The organism is Bradyrhizobium sp. WSM4874 (assembly GCF_055811835.1).
In genome coordinates, this window is the sequence record NZ_JBVVPR010000033.1 from 1 (window position 1) to 14,803 (window position 14,803).

15 protein-coding genes are annotated in these 14,803 nt (G+C 64.7%); 8 read left to right on the forward strand and 7 right to left on the reverse strand.

Annotated features, from left to right (window positions below; translation table 11 throughout):
* Nucleotides 1-206: 206 nt before the first annotated feature.
* Both AC0L3P_RS27730 and AC0L3P_RS27735 read right to left on the reverse strand, forming a co-directional pair.
* Entirely contained in the window at nucleotides 207-725 is a 519-nt protein-coding gene (locus AC0L3P_RS27730) for a hypothetical protein (RefSeq protein ID WP_354207960.1), read from the reverse strand.
* A gap of 158 nt (nucleotides 726-883) precedes the next feature.
* Nucleotides 884-2,431, reverse strand: coding sequence for an acetolactate synthase large subunit (locus AC0L3P_RS27735; RefSeq protein ID WP_473306842.1), 1,548 nt, complete (start codon nucleotides 2,429-2,431; stop codon nucleotides 884-886).
* 50 nt (nucleotides 2,432-2,481) lie between these two features.
* Here AC0L3P_RS27735 and AC0L3P_RS27740 point away from each other — a divergent pair, with 50 nt between their 5' ends.
* The 3 genes from AC0L3P_RS27740 to AC0L3P_RS27750 all read left to right on the forward strand — a co-directional run bounded on the left by AC0L3P_RS27740 (nucleotide 2,482) and on the right by AC0L3P_RS27750 (nucleotide 4,154).
* Nucleotides 2,482-2,691 (forward strand): hypothetical protein, encoded by a 210-nt coding sequence (locus AC0L3P_RS27740; protein ID WP_275173657.1) that lies wholly within the window; start codon nucleotides 2,482-2,484, stop codon nucleotides 2,689-2,691.
* Nucleotides 2,688-3,266, forward strand: coding sequence for a L,D-transpeptidase (locus AC0L3P_RS27745; RefSeq protein ID WP_275173656.1), 579 nt, complete (start codon nucleotides 2,688-2,690; stop codon nucleotides 3,264-3,266). Before AC0L3P_RS27740 ends, AC0L3P_RS27745 begins: the two co-directional genes overlap by 4 nt.
* 177 nt (nucleotides 3,267-3,443) lie before the next feature.
* Nucleotides 3,444-4,154: a DUF2927 domain-containing protein gene (locus AC0L3P_RS27750; protein ID WP_473306849.1), complete on the forward strand. Its 711-nt coding sequence runs from the start codon at nucleotides 3,444-3,446 to the stop codon at nucleotides 4,152-4,154.
* A 181-nt stretch (nucleotides 4,155-4,335) separates the two neighbouring features.
* Here AC0L3P_RS27750 and AC0L3P_RS27755 read toward each other — a convergent pair whose 3' ends face one another.
* Together AC0L3P_RS27755 and AC0L3P_RS27760 are read right to left on the reverse strand one after the other, a co-directional pair.
* On the reverse strand, nucleotides 4,336-5,142 hold the full coding sequence (locus AC0L3P_RS27755) for a class I SAM-dependent methyltransferase (RefSeq protein WP_275173654.1): 807 nt from the start codon (nucleotides 5,140-5,142) through the stop codon (nucleotides 4,336-4,338).
* Nucleotides 5,143-5,244: 102 nt separating this feature from the next.
* Nucleotides 5,245-6,372, reverse strand: coding sequence for a threonine synthase (locus AC0L3P_RS27760; RefSeq protein WP_275173653.1), 1,128 nt, complete (start codon nucleotides 6,370-6,372; stop codon nucleotides 5,245-5,247).
* A gap of 390 nt (nucleotides 6,373-6,762) precedes the next feature.
* Between AC0L3P_RS27760 and AC0L3P_RS27765 the strand changes: the two genes are divergently transcribed.
* From AC0L3P_RS27765 to AC0L3P_RS27780, 4 genes are all read left to right on the forward strand, one after another.
* Nucleotides 6,763-8,019 (forward strand): GTP cyclohydrolase II, encoded by a 1,257-nt coding sequence (locus AC0L3P_RS27765; RefSeq protein WP_275173652.1) that lies wholly within the window; start codon nucleotides 6,763-6,765, stop codon nucleotides 8,017-8,019.
* Between the two features lie 7 nt (nucleotides 8,020-8,026).
* On the forward strand, nucleotides 8,027-9,265 hold the full coding sequence (locus tag AC0L3P_RS27770; protein ID WP_275173651.1) for a URC4/urg3 family protein: 1,239 nt from the start codon (nucleotides 8,027-8,029) through the stop codon (nucleotides 9,263-9,265).
* Between the two features lie 55 nt (nucleotides 9,266-9,320).
* Nucleotides 9,321-9,950: a uracil phosphoribosyltransferase gene (gene upp / locus AC0L3P_RS27775; RefSeq protein WP_027520210.1), complete on the forward strand. Its 630-nt coding sequence runs from the start codon at nucleotides 9,321-9,323 to the stop codon at nucleotides 9,948-9,950.
* Nucleotides 9,951-10,028: 78 nt separating this feature from the next.
* Nucleotides 10,029-10,241 carry a hypothetical protein gene (locus tag AC0L3P_RS27780; protein ID WP_473306859.1) on the forward strand — a complete coding sequence of 71 codons (213 nt, stop codon included), beginning with the start codon at nucleotides 10,029-10,031 and terminating at the stop codon, nucleotides 10,239-10,241.
* A 16-nt stretch (nucleotides 10,242-10,257) separates the two neighbouring features.
* Here the strand turns inward: AC0L3P_RS27780 and AC0L3P_RS27785 are convergent, their stop codons facing one another.
* The 3 genes from AC0L3P_RS27785 to AC0L3P_RS27795 form a co-directional block, all read right to left on the reverse strand.
* Nucleotides 10,258-10,749: a DUF305 domain-containing protein gene (locus AC0L3P_RS27785; RefSeq protein WP_473306863.1), complete on the reverse strand. Its 492-nt coding sequence runs from the start codon at nucleotides 10,747-10,749 to the stop codon at nucleotides 10,258-10,260.
* Between the two features lie 102 nt (nucleotides 10,750-10,851).
* The gene (locus AC0L3P_RS27790) at nucleotides 10,852-11,961 is read right to left on the reverse strand and encodes a M48 family metallopeptidase (protein ID WP_473306866.1); all 1,110 of its coding nucleotides are present in this window, start codon (nucleotides 11,959-11,961) and stop codon (nucleotides 10,852-10,854) included.
* A gap of 3 nt (nucleotides 11,962-11,964) precedes the next feature.
* Nucleotides 11,965-13,119: a YjgN family protein gene (locus AC0L3P_RS27795; protein ID WP_473306983.1), complete on the reverse strand. Its 1,155-nt coding sequence runs from the start codon at nucleotides 13,117-13,119 to the stop codon at nucleotides 11,965-11,967.
* 363 nt (nucleotides 13,120-13,482) lie between these two features.
* Between AC0L3P_RS27795 and AC0L3P_RS27800 the strand changes: the two genes are divergently transcribed.
* On the forward strand, nucleotides 13,483-14,748 hold the full coding sequence (locus AC0L3P_RS27800) for a cytochrome P450 (protein WP_473306869.1): 1,266 nt from the start codon (nucleotides 13,483-13,485) through the stop codon (nucleotides 14,746-14,748).
* Nucleotides 14,749-14,803: the final 55 nt, after the last annotated feature.

Genomic DNA, 14,803 nt, shown 5'->3' on the forward strand with positions numbered 1-14,803 from the left:
CCAAGGCCGCGCTCTCACTCGCCTTCAATCAACGCTGCGACATGGTAGCCGCGACGGCTTTGCTCGCACCGGGCGCGACCGCGTCACTGGAGCCGGCGGTGCTGTCATTCCTCAATAGCGACCGCATGTTGAAATGGGCCGAGATCGCCCTTGGATTATGACTCAAAGCAATAGCTGAATTAAACGCGACAATCTCGGCACTCGCCTTAACGCGCAGCCCTCAGGCCGATCTCCTCCAGCCGGGTCGCGAACCAGCGCGACAGCGGTTGCTCAAGGACGCCGCTGACATAGACTTCCGAGATCGTCACGTTGTTCTTGTCCAGCACCAGCAGCACGCCGATCCAGAAGGCGAACCAGACATGCGCATCGGTCAGCGCCATCAGCTTGTGCTGGTCATGGTCAAGCGCGGTGTGATTGCTCGCCTTGCGGATCTCCACGGTCAGCAGATTGTTCGGGATCTCGCGCTGATGCACGACGACGTCAGGATAGATCGACTTGCCCAGGTGATCGTCGGTCGAGATGATGGTGCCGTGCGGAAGATGCAGCGTACGTTCGCCGAGCCGGTCGTAGTTGCAATCGACCGACCAGCCGGAGAACTGCTTCTCCAGATATACAGCGAAGCGGTGCGTGATGGCACGCTCGCCGATGTCCTTCTCGAACAGGAATGCTTCGTGGGCGTAGAAGTCCCGGAGCGCCGCGATCACCTTGTTCAGCTCGGTCTGCATCTTGCCCCCCGGCCACTCGGCGCTCCATTTCAAAGCCATGAGTAGCCCGGATGGAGCGTAGCGCAATCCGGGTTCTCGCAAAACGCACAGTGTCCCGGATTACGCTGCGCTCCATCCGGGCTACATGAGGGCCGGAATCGCGGCGCGCCAATCAGATATCACATCTGGACTTCGATAAGCCGCGGACCGGGCTCGGCGACGGCTTCGGCCAGCGCCTTGTTGAACTCGTCCGCGTTGGTAACGGCGCGGCCGGGCACGCCCATGCCCTTGGCCAGCGCCACGAAATCCAGCGTCGGCCGGTCGAGGCGAAGCATGTCGTTGGCGCGCTGGCCGGGCTCGCCGGCGCCGACATTGTCGAACTCGCCGCGCAGGATCTGGTAGATGCGATTGGCGAACACGATGGTGACGATGTTGAGGTTTTCACGAGCCTGGGTCCACAGCGACTGGATCGTGTACATCGCGCTGCCGTCGCCGACCATGCAGATCACCTTGCGGTCCGGGCAGGCGATCGCGGCACCAATCGAGAGCGGCGTCGAGAAGCCGATCGAGCCGCCCATGTTCTGGAGCCAGTCGTGCGGAGCAGCCGCCGCCGTCGGCGGGAAGAAGGCGCGGCCGGTGGTGAGGGATTCGTCGACCAGGATCGCATTCTCGGGGATCGCATAGGCGATCGACTGCGCGATCGAGGCGTGGGTCAGTGCGCCGGTCGGCTTGAGCAGCTCGGCCGAGGCCTGCGGCTTGACGTCCTTCGCGCTGGCCTTCACCGCGCCGGCGAGCGCCTCCAGCGCTGCCACCGAATTCTCACCCCAAGAGGTCATGCGATGCACGTCGCAGCCTTCGGGCTTGAGGATGCTCGGCTTGTTCGGATAGGCGAAGAAGGCCACGGGATCGTCGGACTCGACCAGCACGATATGGCGGAACCTCGCCAGCATCTGCAGCGCGTTGTCGATCACGTAATGGATGCGATCGATCGAGAAGCGGCCGCGGCCGCGCGCCATTCTGGGACGGAAGGTCGGGCCCATCACGGTGCAGCCGGTCTTGGCGGCGATGCGCTCGGCCAGCGCCAGGCCCTGCTCGCTCAGCGCACTGCCGGTCATCAGCAGCAGCGTGCCCTCGCCGTCGCCGTGCAGGATCTTTGCGGCCTGCTCGACCGCCTGCGGCGAATAGCTCGCGCGCTGCTGCTCGGCCGGAACCTCGGCGATGCCGTCCGCTTCGTTCCAGGCGGTGTCGGCAGGCAGGATCAGGGTCGCGATCTGCGGCGGCGCGCTCTTGGCGGCGGCGATCGCCGCGGCACCGTCGGCGGCGACCGATTTGGAGTCCGGCGAGGTCCGGACCCAGGAGGACATCGGCCGGGCCAGACCCTCGATGTCGGAGGTCAGCGGCGCGTTGTAGCCGATGTGGTAGACGGCGTGCTGGCCGACGATGTTGACGATGCCGGAATTCGCCTTCTTGGCGTTGTGCAGATTGGCAAGGCCGTTGGCGAGGCCGGGACCGAGATGCAGCAGCGTCGAGGCCGGCGTGCCCTTCATGCGGAAATAGCCGTCGGCGGCGCCGGTCACCACGCCTTCGAACAGGCCGAGCACGCAACGCATGCCGGGCACGCGGTCCAGCGCTGCGACAAAATGCATCTCGGAGGTGCCGGGGTTGGAGAAGCAGACGTCGACCCCGCCCTTGACCATCGTCCGCACCAGACTTTCCGCACCGTTCATCCGTCAGCTCCTGCAACCGGCAATGTTCCAACAATCCGTCCGATCAATCATTGTTCGCTCGTCTCGTCAAAGCAATAGCCGGCATCGCCGCCCTGCGATGCGCCCGTTTGGCTAATGCTTTCCGGCAAATTGGCATGGTTGCCGATTTGGTAACGCCGTTCATTAAGGATGCCTCCCTCACGGTGCCGTGGCTTGCGGAAAGCTCGCAAATATGGCCTGTGACTTCAGTTGAATCGATTTTTTTGCTGGGGGAACAATGATCCGGTTTTTTGCCGCGCCGCTTGCCGCCATCGCACTGCTGTCGGCTACCGCCGGCGGCGCCTTCGCCGAGGAGTTCGACTCGCGCGACATCATGGGCGGCGGCCCGAATTTCTTCCGCGGCGGCTCGAGCCCGGTCCCCCGTACCACCGTCATGTATAACGGCAATTACGCCCCCGGCACGATCGTGGTGAACACCTCGGAGCGCCGGCTCTATCTGGTGCTCCAGAACGGCCAGGCCCTGCGCTACGGCATCGGCGTCGGCCGCGACGGCTTCCGCTGGGGCGGCGTGCACAGGATCACCGCCAAGAAGGAATGGCCGGACTGGACGCCGCCGTCGCAGATGCTGGCCCGCCGGCCGGACCTGCCGCGTCATATGAAGGGCGGCGTCGAGAATCCGCTCGGTGCGCGCGCGATGTATCTGGGTTCGACGCTCTACCGGATCCACGGCTCCAACGAGCCGGAGACGATCGGCCAGGCGGTGTCCTCGGGCTGCTTCCGCATGACCAACGAGGACGTCAGCGACCTCTACGGCCGCGTCGGGGTCGGCACCACCGTGGTCGTGCTGAACAACTAGAGCAGGAACCCGCAGGGCGCGTGAATATGCGGCCTTGTGCGTCGCTTCCGAATACGGCAGCGTCGCCCGGCAATGAGCGCAATGGCCCTGCCTTCGTCCGGCTTTCGCATCGCCCTGCTGGCGCTCGCCACCGTCGCGTTTGCCCCTGACACCGCTACCATCGTCGTCGCGGGCTAATTGCCCGCGATCGCCTCGCGCCAGCGCGCCGAGAAGAAGAGCTTTACCGACGGCGAGATCGTCGATGGCTTTCTCAAGACGGCGTTCGGCGCCGAATACCACCTTGCCGGCCGTGTCGACCGCATCCGCAAGTTCGACGGGCCGGTGCGCGTGTTCGCCGAGAGCGACCGCGCCGACCGCAAGGCGCAGCTCGCAAAGGTCGTGGCCGACATCGGCAAGCGCGTGCAGCATCTCGACATCGCCATGATCGACAGCAGCGAGGCGGCGAATGTGCGAGTGAAGCTCGTGCGCGACCGCGATCTGTTCCGCACCATCTCGAGCTTCTACGGTGCGGAGAAGGCCCGCGAGATCCGCACCTCGCTCGATCCGCAATGCCTGTCAGGGTTTCGCAAGAACGACAATTTCGAGATCGAGCATTCCGACGTCATCCTCACCGTCGACAACGGCGATTTCACCTTTCTCGACTGCGCCTATGAGGAGCTGCTGCAATCGCTCGGCCCGATCAACGACACCGCGAGCGTGCCCTGGACCATGTTCAACGACAACGTCTCGATGGGCTATTTCGACGTCTACGACCAGTACATCCTCAACCTGCTCTACGATCCCCGCATCAAGGCCGGCATGACCATACATGAGGTCAAGGCGGTGCTGCCCGACGTGCTCACAGATGTGCGCATCTGGGTGAAGCGGGTGAACGAACTGAAGGAGTAGAGAACTTCCACCTTCTCCCCTTGCGGGAGAAGGTGGCTCGCCGCGTAGCGGCGAGACGGATGAGGGGTCTCTCTCCGCACGTAAATCTTTCACGTCCTAGTTCGCCGATAGAACCCCTCATCCGGCGCTTCGCGCCACCTTCTCCCGCAAGGGGAGAAGGGAAGTCACCGTCAACGCCGCCTCACGCCTTCCTTGCCTTCGACATCAAAAATTGCTGGCGCATCACGTTGTTGCTTCCGTCGAAATATTCGGAGATCAGCGCCTCGAACTCGCTGCGAAAACTCCGCAGCCTGTCCGGCTCGTCCTTGTACTGGGCGACGAGCTTGATCAAAGGCCCGATCGTCGTTTCCATGGTGCGGCGGAAATGCTGCGGGCTGAGTGCGGACGGTGTCATGATGTCCATGTCGAAGGCGATGTCCTTCACTTTCCCCGCGAGACGTTCGGCGACGATCTTCGGATCGCCCCACGACACCGGTGATGCCACGCCCTCGGGCGGCGGCAGATGGCGGCCGATCAACGCGAACATCCGCCCGACATAGAGATGCGGCGGCCAGGTGGAGAAGGCGATGGTGCCGCCGGGCTTGAGCACGCGCAGCATCTCGCCGATGGCGACCTCGGGGCGCGGCGCGAACATGTGGCCGAACTGGCTGAGCACGACGTCGAACTCGTTGTCGCCGTAGGGCAGGCTTTCGGCGTCACCTTCGGTGAAGTCGAGATCGAGGTTCGCCAGCTGCGCGTGCTCGCGGGCGCGCTCGACCAGGACAGGCGACAGGTCGAGACCCCTGACCTTCGCTCCGCGGCGCGCCGCCGTGATCGCGGCGACGCCGGTGCCGCAGCCGACGTCGAGCAGCCTTTGGCCGGTCGCGACCCCGGCGAAACTCACGAGCTTGGCGGCCGAGGGCGTCGTGAACACCTCCATCGGCGTGAACAGCGACCAGGCTTCCTTCTGGACTGCCTTGAAACCAGCAAACGGGTCTTGCGCGGTCATGGAACTCTCCCTTCGCTCGATGTCAATCTCCATGAGGCTGACGAGGGATGCCAAAGGTTCAACGCGGGCCCATGACGGCGACGGCTTCGCCTCCTCGCGGTCCTATTGCACGAGATCGGCAACGATGGTCGCGGCCTTGAGGCCGGTGCCGGTGAGAACCGCGACGGTGGTCTCGTTCGCCTTGATGGCACCGGTGGCGGATAGTTTGTCCACCACGGCGGCAGCACTTGCGCTGGTCGGCTCGGCAAACAGGCCCTGCCGCGCAAGACGCCGCAGCGCGGCGACGATCTCATCCTCGGTGAGCGCGATGGTGCCGCCGCCGCTCTCACGCAACGCGCCGATGATCTCGCGCAGGCGCAGCGGATGCTTGATCGCAGTGCCTTCGGCGATGGTCTTGTTCACCTCGCGCGCGACAGGCGTATCGACGCCCGCCTTGAAGCTTGCATCGATCGGCGAGCAATGGAGCGGCTGCGCCGCAAACAGGCGCGGCAGCTTGGTGATCTGACCGGCTTTCAACAGCTCACGGAAACCAAAGGCGCAACCGAGCAGAGAGCTGCCGGCACCGACGGGGACGATGACGTTGTCGGGGGCGCGAAAGCCGAGATCTTCCCAGATCTCATAGGCGAGCGACTTGGTGCCTTCGAGAAAAAACGGCTGCCAGTTGTGGCTGGCGTAGAAGGTCTGGCTGGACTGCCGGATGGCCTCGGCCTCCGATTCCTCGCGCGGGCCCTCGACCAGCTGCACCGCGGCGCCATAGGCGCGGACCTGCGCGATCTTGGCCGGCGACGTCGATGCAGGCGCGAGAATCTTCACGCGCATGCCGCCGGCGGCACCTAACCCCGCCATCGACGAGCCGCCATTGCCCGACGAGTCCTCCAGAATGGCCTCGACGCCGATCTGCCGAAGAAAGGACAGCATCACGGCGGAGCCGCGGTCCTTGAAGCTGCCGGTGGGGTTGAACCATTCAAGCTTGAAGAACGGGCGCAGCTCGCCCCAGGCCTGCTGGACCAGCGGCGTGCAGCCTTCGCCGAGCGTGATCGGAGTCTTGATCTCGACCGGCAGCGCCGCCCGGTAGCGCCAGAGCGATCGCGTGCGCGGCTCGATCTCCTCCCGCGACATCCCTTCCCCCGGCGTCACCAGCAGCGGCGTGCGCTCGTCCGAGCACCAGCGCGGCTGGTCGAGCGGATAGAGCTGTCCGTTGCGGGGATCGATGTAGGCGGCGGCGGGCATGGCGGTCTCCAGGGAAGACGATGAGGCAGGCGATCGGGCAAAGGCGATCTGTACGTTTGGTTTGATGACACGTTTTGTCCGGAAACTCGACGCCCGCCACGCAAGCCGTGCACCGCCCCTTGAAAGCACGAAAAACATAATTACTTCATCGCCTTACAGCGATTTCATCGAGGTCGGCCAGTGTGGTGGCGTGGCTCTCACGCAGCCCCTGCCGGCTCGGTGATGACGGGGATTTGGCCGCGAGCCGCCTGCCCTGTGCAGCACGATTAACTTGTCTGTCGTGGCTGGCCGCTACAATATGTTGGATTGCGTCGCCGGTGACCGCACCGGCAACGCCGCAGAGCCAGGCCCGTCCGAGCGGCGGGCCGTTGGCTTTTTGGGAGTTTGGTCATGAGCCGAGCGAACCGTACCGACCACATCCGCCTCACCTCCCATCCGGAGCCGGGCCGGAAGGCGGCCTTCCCGATCCACTGGGGCGCCGCCGACGCACGGGCCCGCGGGCCGATCATCGGCACGGTGTCGCGCGCCGGGGATCGCAACGTGATCGGCAGCCATGGCGGGTCCTATGCGATGTACCGCGCGCTCGCGGTGTCCGCCGGCGCGCTCGATCCGATCCGTAGGCCCGATCTCACCAACACCTTTCCGGCCGCGACCATCGGGCCGTTCCCGCAATGGAGCGATCCCGCAAAAATCGTCGCACTCGATCCCTGGGGGCATCTCGTCGCCGAGAATTTCGGCAAGGAGATCGCCGAGGGTTCCGACATCAGGCCGAGCATCGCGGTGACGCGTGCGCGACTGGACCTGCCGGAGATCCGCGAGGCGCTCGCCGCCAAGCGCCTACGCGCCGACGGCGACGTCGTGCATGCCAATGGCAGCGTGTCGGTGGTGAAGATCGCGATCGATCCGGTCTGGTATCTGCCGGGCCTTGCGGAACGCTTCGCGACCAACGAGACCGAGCTGCGGCGCACGCTGTTCGAGCAGACCGCCGGCATGTTCCCCGAACTGGTGACCCGGCCGGACATGAAGGTGTTCCTGCCGCCGATCGGCGGCACCACCGTGTATATGTTCGGCGATGTGACAAAACTGCCGGACCATCGCACCAAGATCACCTGCCGCGTGCATGACGAGTGCAACGGCTCCGACGTGTTCGGCTCCGACATCTGCACCTGCCGGCCCTACCTCATTCACGGCATCGAGGAGTCCGCGCGCGGCGCGCAGGAGGGCGGGCTCGGGCTCGTGATCTACAATCGCAAAGAAGGCCGCGCGCTCGGCGAGGTCACGAAATTCCTGGTCTACAACGCGCGCAAGCGCCAGGAGGACGGCGACGCGGCCGCCGCCTATTTCGAGCGCACCGAATGCGTCGCCGGCGTCCAGGACGCGCGCTTCCAGCAATTGATGCCCGATACCATCCACTGGCTCGGCCTGAAGCGCATCGACCGCTTCCTCTCGATGAGCGACATGAAGCATGACGCGTTGACCTCGCAGGGCATCGACATCGTCGAGCGCGTGCCGATCCCGCCCGAGCTCATTCCCGCCGACGCCTATGTCGAGATCGCCGCGAAGAAGGCCGCCGGCTATTACTCCACCGACATCGCGCCGGAGAAGGACGTCGACGGCGTGGTCGGGCGTTCGCTGGAAAAATACTGATCGATTGATGGCAGAGGCTTTGGAATTGCAGGCCCGTTCGCTGCTCAGCGCAGCAGCGGTTCGTGCGCGTGCCGGCGAGATGTTCGAGATCGGCCTGAACGGCGGGCTGACGCATTTCACGATCGATCTCGATCGCATGGACGGCGTTGCCGACGCCGTGTTGGCTGTCACGCGAAAAGCCTATCCGACGCTGGAGATTCCCTTTCATGCGCGCTGGCGCCATTTCGTGCTTGGCGGCGTCAACCGATGGGCGCGGCTCGCGGACGCGGCCCCGTGGCCGGATCGCGCCGCGCGGGCGCGCGCGGAGTTCGACCTTGCCATCGTCAGCGTGCTGCTTGATGCCGGTGCGGGCGCGGCGTGGCGATATCGCGACGTGACGACGGAGCAAGACATCGGCCGATCCGAGGGACTCGCGATTGCAAGTCTCGACATGTTTGCGAGCGGTCTTTTTTCCCACGATCCCCGCGCGCCTTTCAGGGCCGATGCGGACATCCTTGCTAAACTGCCCCTCGCCTCCCTCACCTCCGCCTTTCAGGTGAACGATACCAATCCGCTGCTCGGGCTCGAGGGACGGACCGATCTGCTGCGGCGCTTGGGCAAGCTAGTGGCGGAGCGCGCGGACGTGTTCGGCTCGCACGACACGCCGCGGCCGGGCGGCTTGTTCGATCACATCGCGGCGCTGGCGAAGGGCGGCGCGGTCCCCGCGCCCACGATCCTCTCGGCGGTGCTGAACCAGCTCGGACCGATCTGGCCGTCGCGACTCGAGCTTGCCGGAATTCCGCTCGGCGATTGCTGGCGCCATCCGGCGATCAAGACCAGCGATGCGACCTCGAGCCTCGTGCCCCTGCACAAGCTGTCGCAATGGCTGAGCTATTCGTTGATCGAGCCGCTCCAGCGCGCCGGGTTCGACGTCACCGACATCGATGGCCTGACCGGACTTGCCGAATATCGCAACGGCGGCCTGTTCGTCGATCACGAGGTGTTGCGCCTGCGCGACGCCGCCGATGCCGAGCGTGCGCATGAGGTGGACTCACTGCTCGTCGTCGAGTGGCGCGCGCTGACGGTGGCGCTGCTGGACCGGCTGGCCGATTTGGTCCGCGCAAAACTCGGCCGCACGCCTGAGACATTGCCGCTCGCCAGCATTCTGGAAGGCGGCACCTGGGCCGCGGGCCGCGCCATCGCCTTCGCGCGCCGCCCCGATGGTTCGCCGCCGCTCAAGGTGATCAGCGACGGCACGGTTTTCTAACGCGTAATCCAAACGCGTCGCATTGCCCATCGATCAATTTCAGGAGCATCCCGTCATGCAAGGCGTCACGATCGTCGATCATCCGCTGGTGCAGCACAAGCTGACCCTGGTGCGGGACAAATCGATCTCGACCAAATCGTTTCGGGAGCTGATCAAGGAGATCGGCATGCTGCTGTGCTACGAGGTGACGCGCGACCTGCCACTCGCCGATACCGTTATCGAAACGCCGCTGGCGACGATGCATTCGGCCAAGATCGCGGGCAAGAAGCTGGTCTTCGTGCCGATGCTGCGCGCGGGCACGACCTTCGTCGACGGCATGATGGACCTGGTGCCGACGGCGCGCGTCGCGCATATCGGGCTCTACCGCGAGCCGCACAGTTTTGCGGCGGTCGAGTATTTCTTCAAATCGCCGTCCGACCTCGGCGAACGCCTGGCCATCGTGGTGACGCCGGTGGTGGCGACCGCCAACACCGCTGTGGCCGCGATCGACCGGCTGAAGGAGCGCGGCGCCAAGGATATTCGCCTCGCCTGCCTGATCGCCGCCCCCGAAGGGCTCGAACGGCTGCGCGGACTGCATCCGGACGTCCCGATCTGGACGGCCGCGGTCGACGAAGGTCTCGACGAGAACGGTTTCATTTTGCCGGGCCTCGGCGACGCCGGCGACCGCGCCTACGGGACGCGATAGGCGCCGGCCTGCGAACCGCGCCACGTTAGGAACAGCTTCGCTCGCACAAGGTTTTCCTGCTCTACGATGGAGAGCATGATGACCTATCAGGATGACGATCGCAGGGCAGACAGAGCACGCCGCAACAGCCCGGTGGGCTGGGCTATCGGCGCGATCTTCGTGATCGCCGTGGTCGCGGCCGTCTTCTTCTACAATGGACGCGATGTCGGTCCCCAGACGACCACCACCAGCCCGACCAACGCGCCGAGCGTCACCACGGGCTCGACCAATCCGGCCGCCCCGGCAAAGTGATACGAGGGCCGCTTCGTCAGGTCGGCGGCCGCGGCGGCAAATCCTTCGCGTCCGCAGGCGCGGGCTTCTCCTTGAGGTCGGCGATCAACCGTTCCATCTCGCCGATCTCGCGCACCTGGGCTTCGATGATGTCGTCGGCCAGCTTGCGGACGCGGGGATCCCTGATGTGCGCACGCTCGCTGGTGAGAACCGCGATGGAATGATGCGGGATCATCGCCTCCATATAGGCAACATCGGTCACGGTCTGCTGGCTTCGAACGAGCCAGAGCGAAACCGCAAACACGACGGCGCTGGCGGCCAGAATGGCGAGATTCGCCGTGCGGTTCCTGTACATGCCCCACATGAAGCCCAGCATCACGGCGGCCATGACGGCGCCCATCAGCAACGCCATCCACGTCCGGGTCTGGCTGTACCAGACGTGATCGAGAGCGAAGGTGTTGAGATACATCAGACCAAACATGATCACGGTGGAAGCCGCGATCATCGTGACGAAACAACTGTAAGCCATGAGGAACATTCCCGCTGTCTATCGGGGGATAACCACTCCCCGAGCGATCGTTCCTCGCCGACGGATGATTTGGCGCGGGGCCAACGCGGGGCGGCGAGAGATTCAGATCTTGCCGCTGCCGCAGATCCCCTTCAGCGACTGCCACTCCGCATCGGTCAGCAGCGGCGGACCGCTGGCGGGGCGGTCTTCTTTCGTCATGCGGGCGAGGCGGTCCTCGGTCAACGGATGGCTCGCCAGGATCGACGTGAGGCCGCCGCCTTCCTTGCCGGTGATGCGGAACATCAGCTCGGCCGCAGGCTTCGGCGAACGGCCGAGCTTATGCATGATCTCGATGGCGAACGTATCCGCAGCGGTCTCGGCTTCGCGGGAATAGGAGGCCTCGACCACGCTGCGCGAGGCGAAGATCACGGCGCTCGAGCCGGTGACGTCGCCGAACAACAGGCCGATCAGGAACGAGGTGCCGCCGTTGTAGATCAGGCCGCGCATGTTGTCGTAATGCTTGAGATGACCGAGCTCGTGGGCGAGGATGCCGGCGAGCTCGTCCGGGCTTTCGGCCTTGTCGAGCAGGCCCTTCAGCACAAAGACCTTGCCGCCGGGCAGCGCGAACGCGTTCGGCACCGGGGTCGGCAGCACGCCCGCGGTCATAGAATCGTCGTCGAGGCCGGCGGCATCGCGCAGCCGATTGACGAGTTTGATGAACGCCGCTTTCCCCGCCGCATCCTCGCATACATTGCGGCCGAAGATGGTCTTCACCTGAACCTCCGACGCATCGCCGATGCGCCGCTCGATTGGTTTCGGCACCAGCGGCGCGAGGCGGTCGGCAGCGAGTGGCACGCCGAACAGCACGACGCAGACGATGGAGACGGCGGCAGCCATCGACCAGCCGACGATCTTTGCGACGCCGCGACGCGAGGTCTGGTGGTCGTCGAGCCGCATGCAGCGCGCGGTCACGTCCGACGCGAGCAGAGCGTCGCGGATTTCCAGCCGCGCCAGCGGCGGCGCGGAAGCGCAGGCGAGCCGCAAAATGCCGGGCGGGCTGTCGGCGCGGCGGATGTCGGCATAGGCCCAGCGAACGGGCGTCCCGCCCTCTTCGACGATCTCGAGCGCGTCGCTGAGCGTCAGCGTCACCTGCCGTCTGCGGCTCGACACGCCGTCGAAAAAGATCGTCGGCTTCGCGGACTGCGCCGGGGCCTCGGCGAATACGTCACTCACAGCTCAGAATCCCGCGACATCGAGTCCATCGGCAAAGCCTTCGCCCAGCGCGCTGGCAAGCTCGGCACTGCCACGCACATCCGCGGCGGCGGCGATGTTGTGCACCTCGACGGTTTCCAGCACCTTGGCCCAGAGATCGCGCTGGAGATAGACCCGCATGACGATGTTGACCGCAAGGGCGACGGCGAAGTAGCCGATGACCATCATCACCAGCATCGGGATGCTTCTGGAGGCATTTCCGGGGGCGAAGACTTCGTCGGCCGGAACGCCGCTCAGCTGGACGACGAGCATGGTGGCACCGCCAATATAGAAGCCGAAAATGGTCGAGAGCAGCAGCCACCAGCCGACCACCTTCCAGTACAGGCCGTAAAATGCGTTGTGCGGCAACTCCGAGGACAGGCTGACGCCGCCGATGCGAATGCCGTCGAGGCACCAGCGCCATTCGCGCGCCTTGAACTCGGCATAAACGAACGGAGCGAGGGGGAAAATGACGAGCGCGATCGGGCTCAGCAGCCACAGCCACCAGCCCCGCTTGAAGAACGTCCAGCCGTCGGCTTCGAAATCGCCGCGCAAATCGCCGTAATGGGTGTGCCGCATCTTGTAGCGTTCGAGCGAAGCCTCGCGCCACGGCAATGCGAGACCAAGCGTCAGAAACACCAGCAAGCCCCACAGCATGGCGCGGAACGAATAGGCCCAGCCCGATCCGTCCATCCAGAACCGCACGCCGCGCCAGACCGTGCGCGTCAGGCGATAGCGCCGCGCGCGAAAGATCGCGAACTGACCGAAGGCGTAGAAGCTGATGAACAGCGGCGTGGAGGCAAAGCCCTGCCAGCGCTCGAACTCGATGCCGACAAGGAAGTAGGCGAGGTAGATCGGCACCAGGATTGCGAGCGCGAACAGAAAGCCGACCAGAAGCTCCCTGGCCCGCCCGGTATATTCGGCGGCATCGCCGTCGACCGCGGTGTTCGCCCACAGATGACGGCGGATGTCGGTGACGAGCCAGAACCGGTAGAAGCCGAAGGTGACGAGCTCGAGCAGGGCACCCTTGGTGACCAATTTGCGAAACTCGGCGCGGTTGCCGGTGAAATCGACCCGCGTGGGCGGCAGCGGCGGAGGCAAGGGTTCGGAGCCGATGGGGGCCCATTGCATGTCGTTCACGGCGGCAACCTCGGGATGCGGATCTGGTTCGATCAAACTATAGATCAGAGATTAGTCGATGCCCAAGACGGGCGGGTTCGATTTGGCTCGATTCGGGTCGATTTCTGGCACGATTCCGCGGCCGAGAGCGTGCGCGAGATCACGTTCGCGAATGTCGCGTAGCCCGGATGGAGCGAAGCGCAATCCGGGACAGCGGCAGTGGCCGCCCGAATCCCGGATTACGCTTCGCTCCATCCGGGCTACCGGCGAGATCTTGGCAAAACTCGCCCTTGCTCCGGCGCAGACAACGGGTTGTAATTGCAAATCAAATACCGCAGCGCAGAATTCAACGAGAACGCGCGGTTCATGTCAGGGAGAGCGGTCATGCATGGGACCATCGAAAGCGCGGCGAAGCTCGACGCGTTACGCGCACGCGCAACGTCACTGCCGCTGGAGCAGTTCGATCCAGGCGACCCCGAGCTGTTCAGGACCGATACGTTCTGGCCCTATTTCGATCGCCTGCGCCGCGAAGATCCCGTGCACTATTGCAAGGACTCGATGTTCGGGCCGTATTGGTCGGTGACGCGCTACAACGACATCATGGAGATCGAGACCAATCATTCGGTGTTCTCCTCGGCCTCCTCGCTCGGCGGCATCACCATCCGCGACATCGATCCGGATCTGCGCCGCGAGAGCTTTATCTCGATGGACCCGCCGCGCCACGCGGCGCAGCGCAAGACCGTGGCGCCGATGTTCACGCCGACGCATCTGGACAATCTCGCGCTGAGCATCCGCCAGCGCTCGGCGGAGTGCCTGGACAATCTGCCGCGTGGCGAGGTGTTCGACTGGGTCGACCGCGTCTCGATCGAGCTCACCACGCAGATGCTCGCCGTGCTGTTCGACTTCCCCTGGGAGGAGCGCCGCAAGTTGACGCGCTGGTCGGACATCGCGACCACCATTCCCGGACCCGACGGCCTCGTCGCCACCGAAGACGAGCGTCAGGCCGAGCTGACGGAATGCGCGGGCTATTTCACGCGGCTGTGGAAGGAGCGCATCGCGCAGCCGCCGAAGAGCGACCTGTTGTCGATGATGGCACATGGTGCCGCGACGCGCGACATGGACGCGAAGAACTTCCTCGGCAATCTGATCCTTCTGATCGTCGGCGGCAACGACACCACCCGCAACACCATGTCCGGCTCGCTCGACGCACTGAGCCAGCATCCGGAGCAATATCGCAAGCTGCGCGACAACCCCGCGCTGCTCGACAGCTTCGTGCCGGAAGTGATCCGCTGGCAGACGCCGCTGGCCCATATGCGGCGCACCGCGCTTGCGGACTTCGAGTTCCGCGGCAAGCAGATCAAGAAAGGTGACAAGGTCGTGATGTGGTACGTTTCGGGCAACCGCGACGCCGACGCGATCGAAAAGCCCTACGAATTCATCATTGACCGCGCGCGGCCGCGCACGCATCTCTCATTCGGCTTCGGCATCCACCGCTGCGTCGGCTTGCGGCTTGCCGAACTCCAGCTCAAGATTATCTGGGAAGAGATCCTCAAGCGATTCGACCATATCGAGGTGGTCGGCGAACCCAAGCGGGTCTATTCGAGTTTCGTGAAGGGTCTTGAAGCCTTGCCGGTCAAGATTGCGGCTTAGATTCGCAAAGATGAGTTCGACACGTCCACAAGAAGCTGCGCCCCTCTCCCGCACG

Bases quoted from the DNA above. Each gene is read 5' to 3' on its own strand.
- AC0L3P_RS27730 (WP_354207960.1), bottom strand. From the start codon at position 725: ATGCAGACCGAGCTGAACAAGGTGATCGCGGCGCTCCGGGACTTCTAC.
- AC0L3P_RS27735 (WP_473306842.1), bottom strand. From the start codon at position 2,431: ATGAACGGTGCGGAAAGTCTGGTGCGGACGATGGTCAAGGGCGGGGTC.
- AC0L3P_RS27745 (WP_275173656.1), top strand. From the start codon at position 2,688: ATGATCCGGTTTTTTGCCGCGCCGCTTGCCGCCATCGCACTGCTGTCG.
- AC0L3P_RS27755 (WP_275173654.1), bottom strand. From the start codon at position 5,142: ATGACCGCGCAAGACCCGTTTGCTGGTTTCAAGGCAGTCCAGAAGGAA.
- AC0L3P_RS27760 (WP_275173653.1), bottom strand. From the start codon at position 6,372: ATGCCCGCCGCCGCCTACATCGATCCCCGCAACGGACAGCTCTATCCG.
- AC0L3P_RS27765 (WP_275173652.1), top strand. From the start codon at position 6,763: ATGAGCCGAGCGAACCGTACCGACCACATCCGCCTCACCTCCCATCCG.
- AC0L3P_RS27770 (WP_275173651.1), top strand. From the start codon at position 8,027: ATGGCAGAGGCTTTGGAATTGCAGGCCCGTTCGCTGCTCAGCGCAGCA.
- upp (WP_027520210.1), top strand. From the start codon at position 9,321: ATGCAAGGCGTCACGATCGTCGATCATCCGCTGGTGCAGCACAAGCTG.
- AC0L3P_RS27780 (WP_473306859.1), top strand. From the start codon at position 10,029: ATGACCTATCAGGATGACGATCGCAGGGCAGACAGAGCACGCCGCAAC.
- AC0L3P_RS27785 (WP_473306863.1), bottom strand. From the start codon at position 10,749: ATGGCTTACAGTTGTTTCGTCACGATGATCGCGGCTTCCACCGTGATC.
- AC0L3P_RS27800 (WP_473306869.1), top strand. From the start codon at position 13,483: ATGCATGGGACCATCGAAAGCGCGGCGAAGCTCGACGCGTTACGCGCA.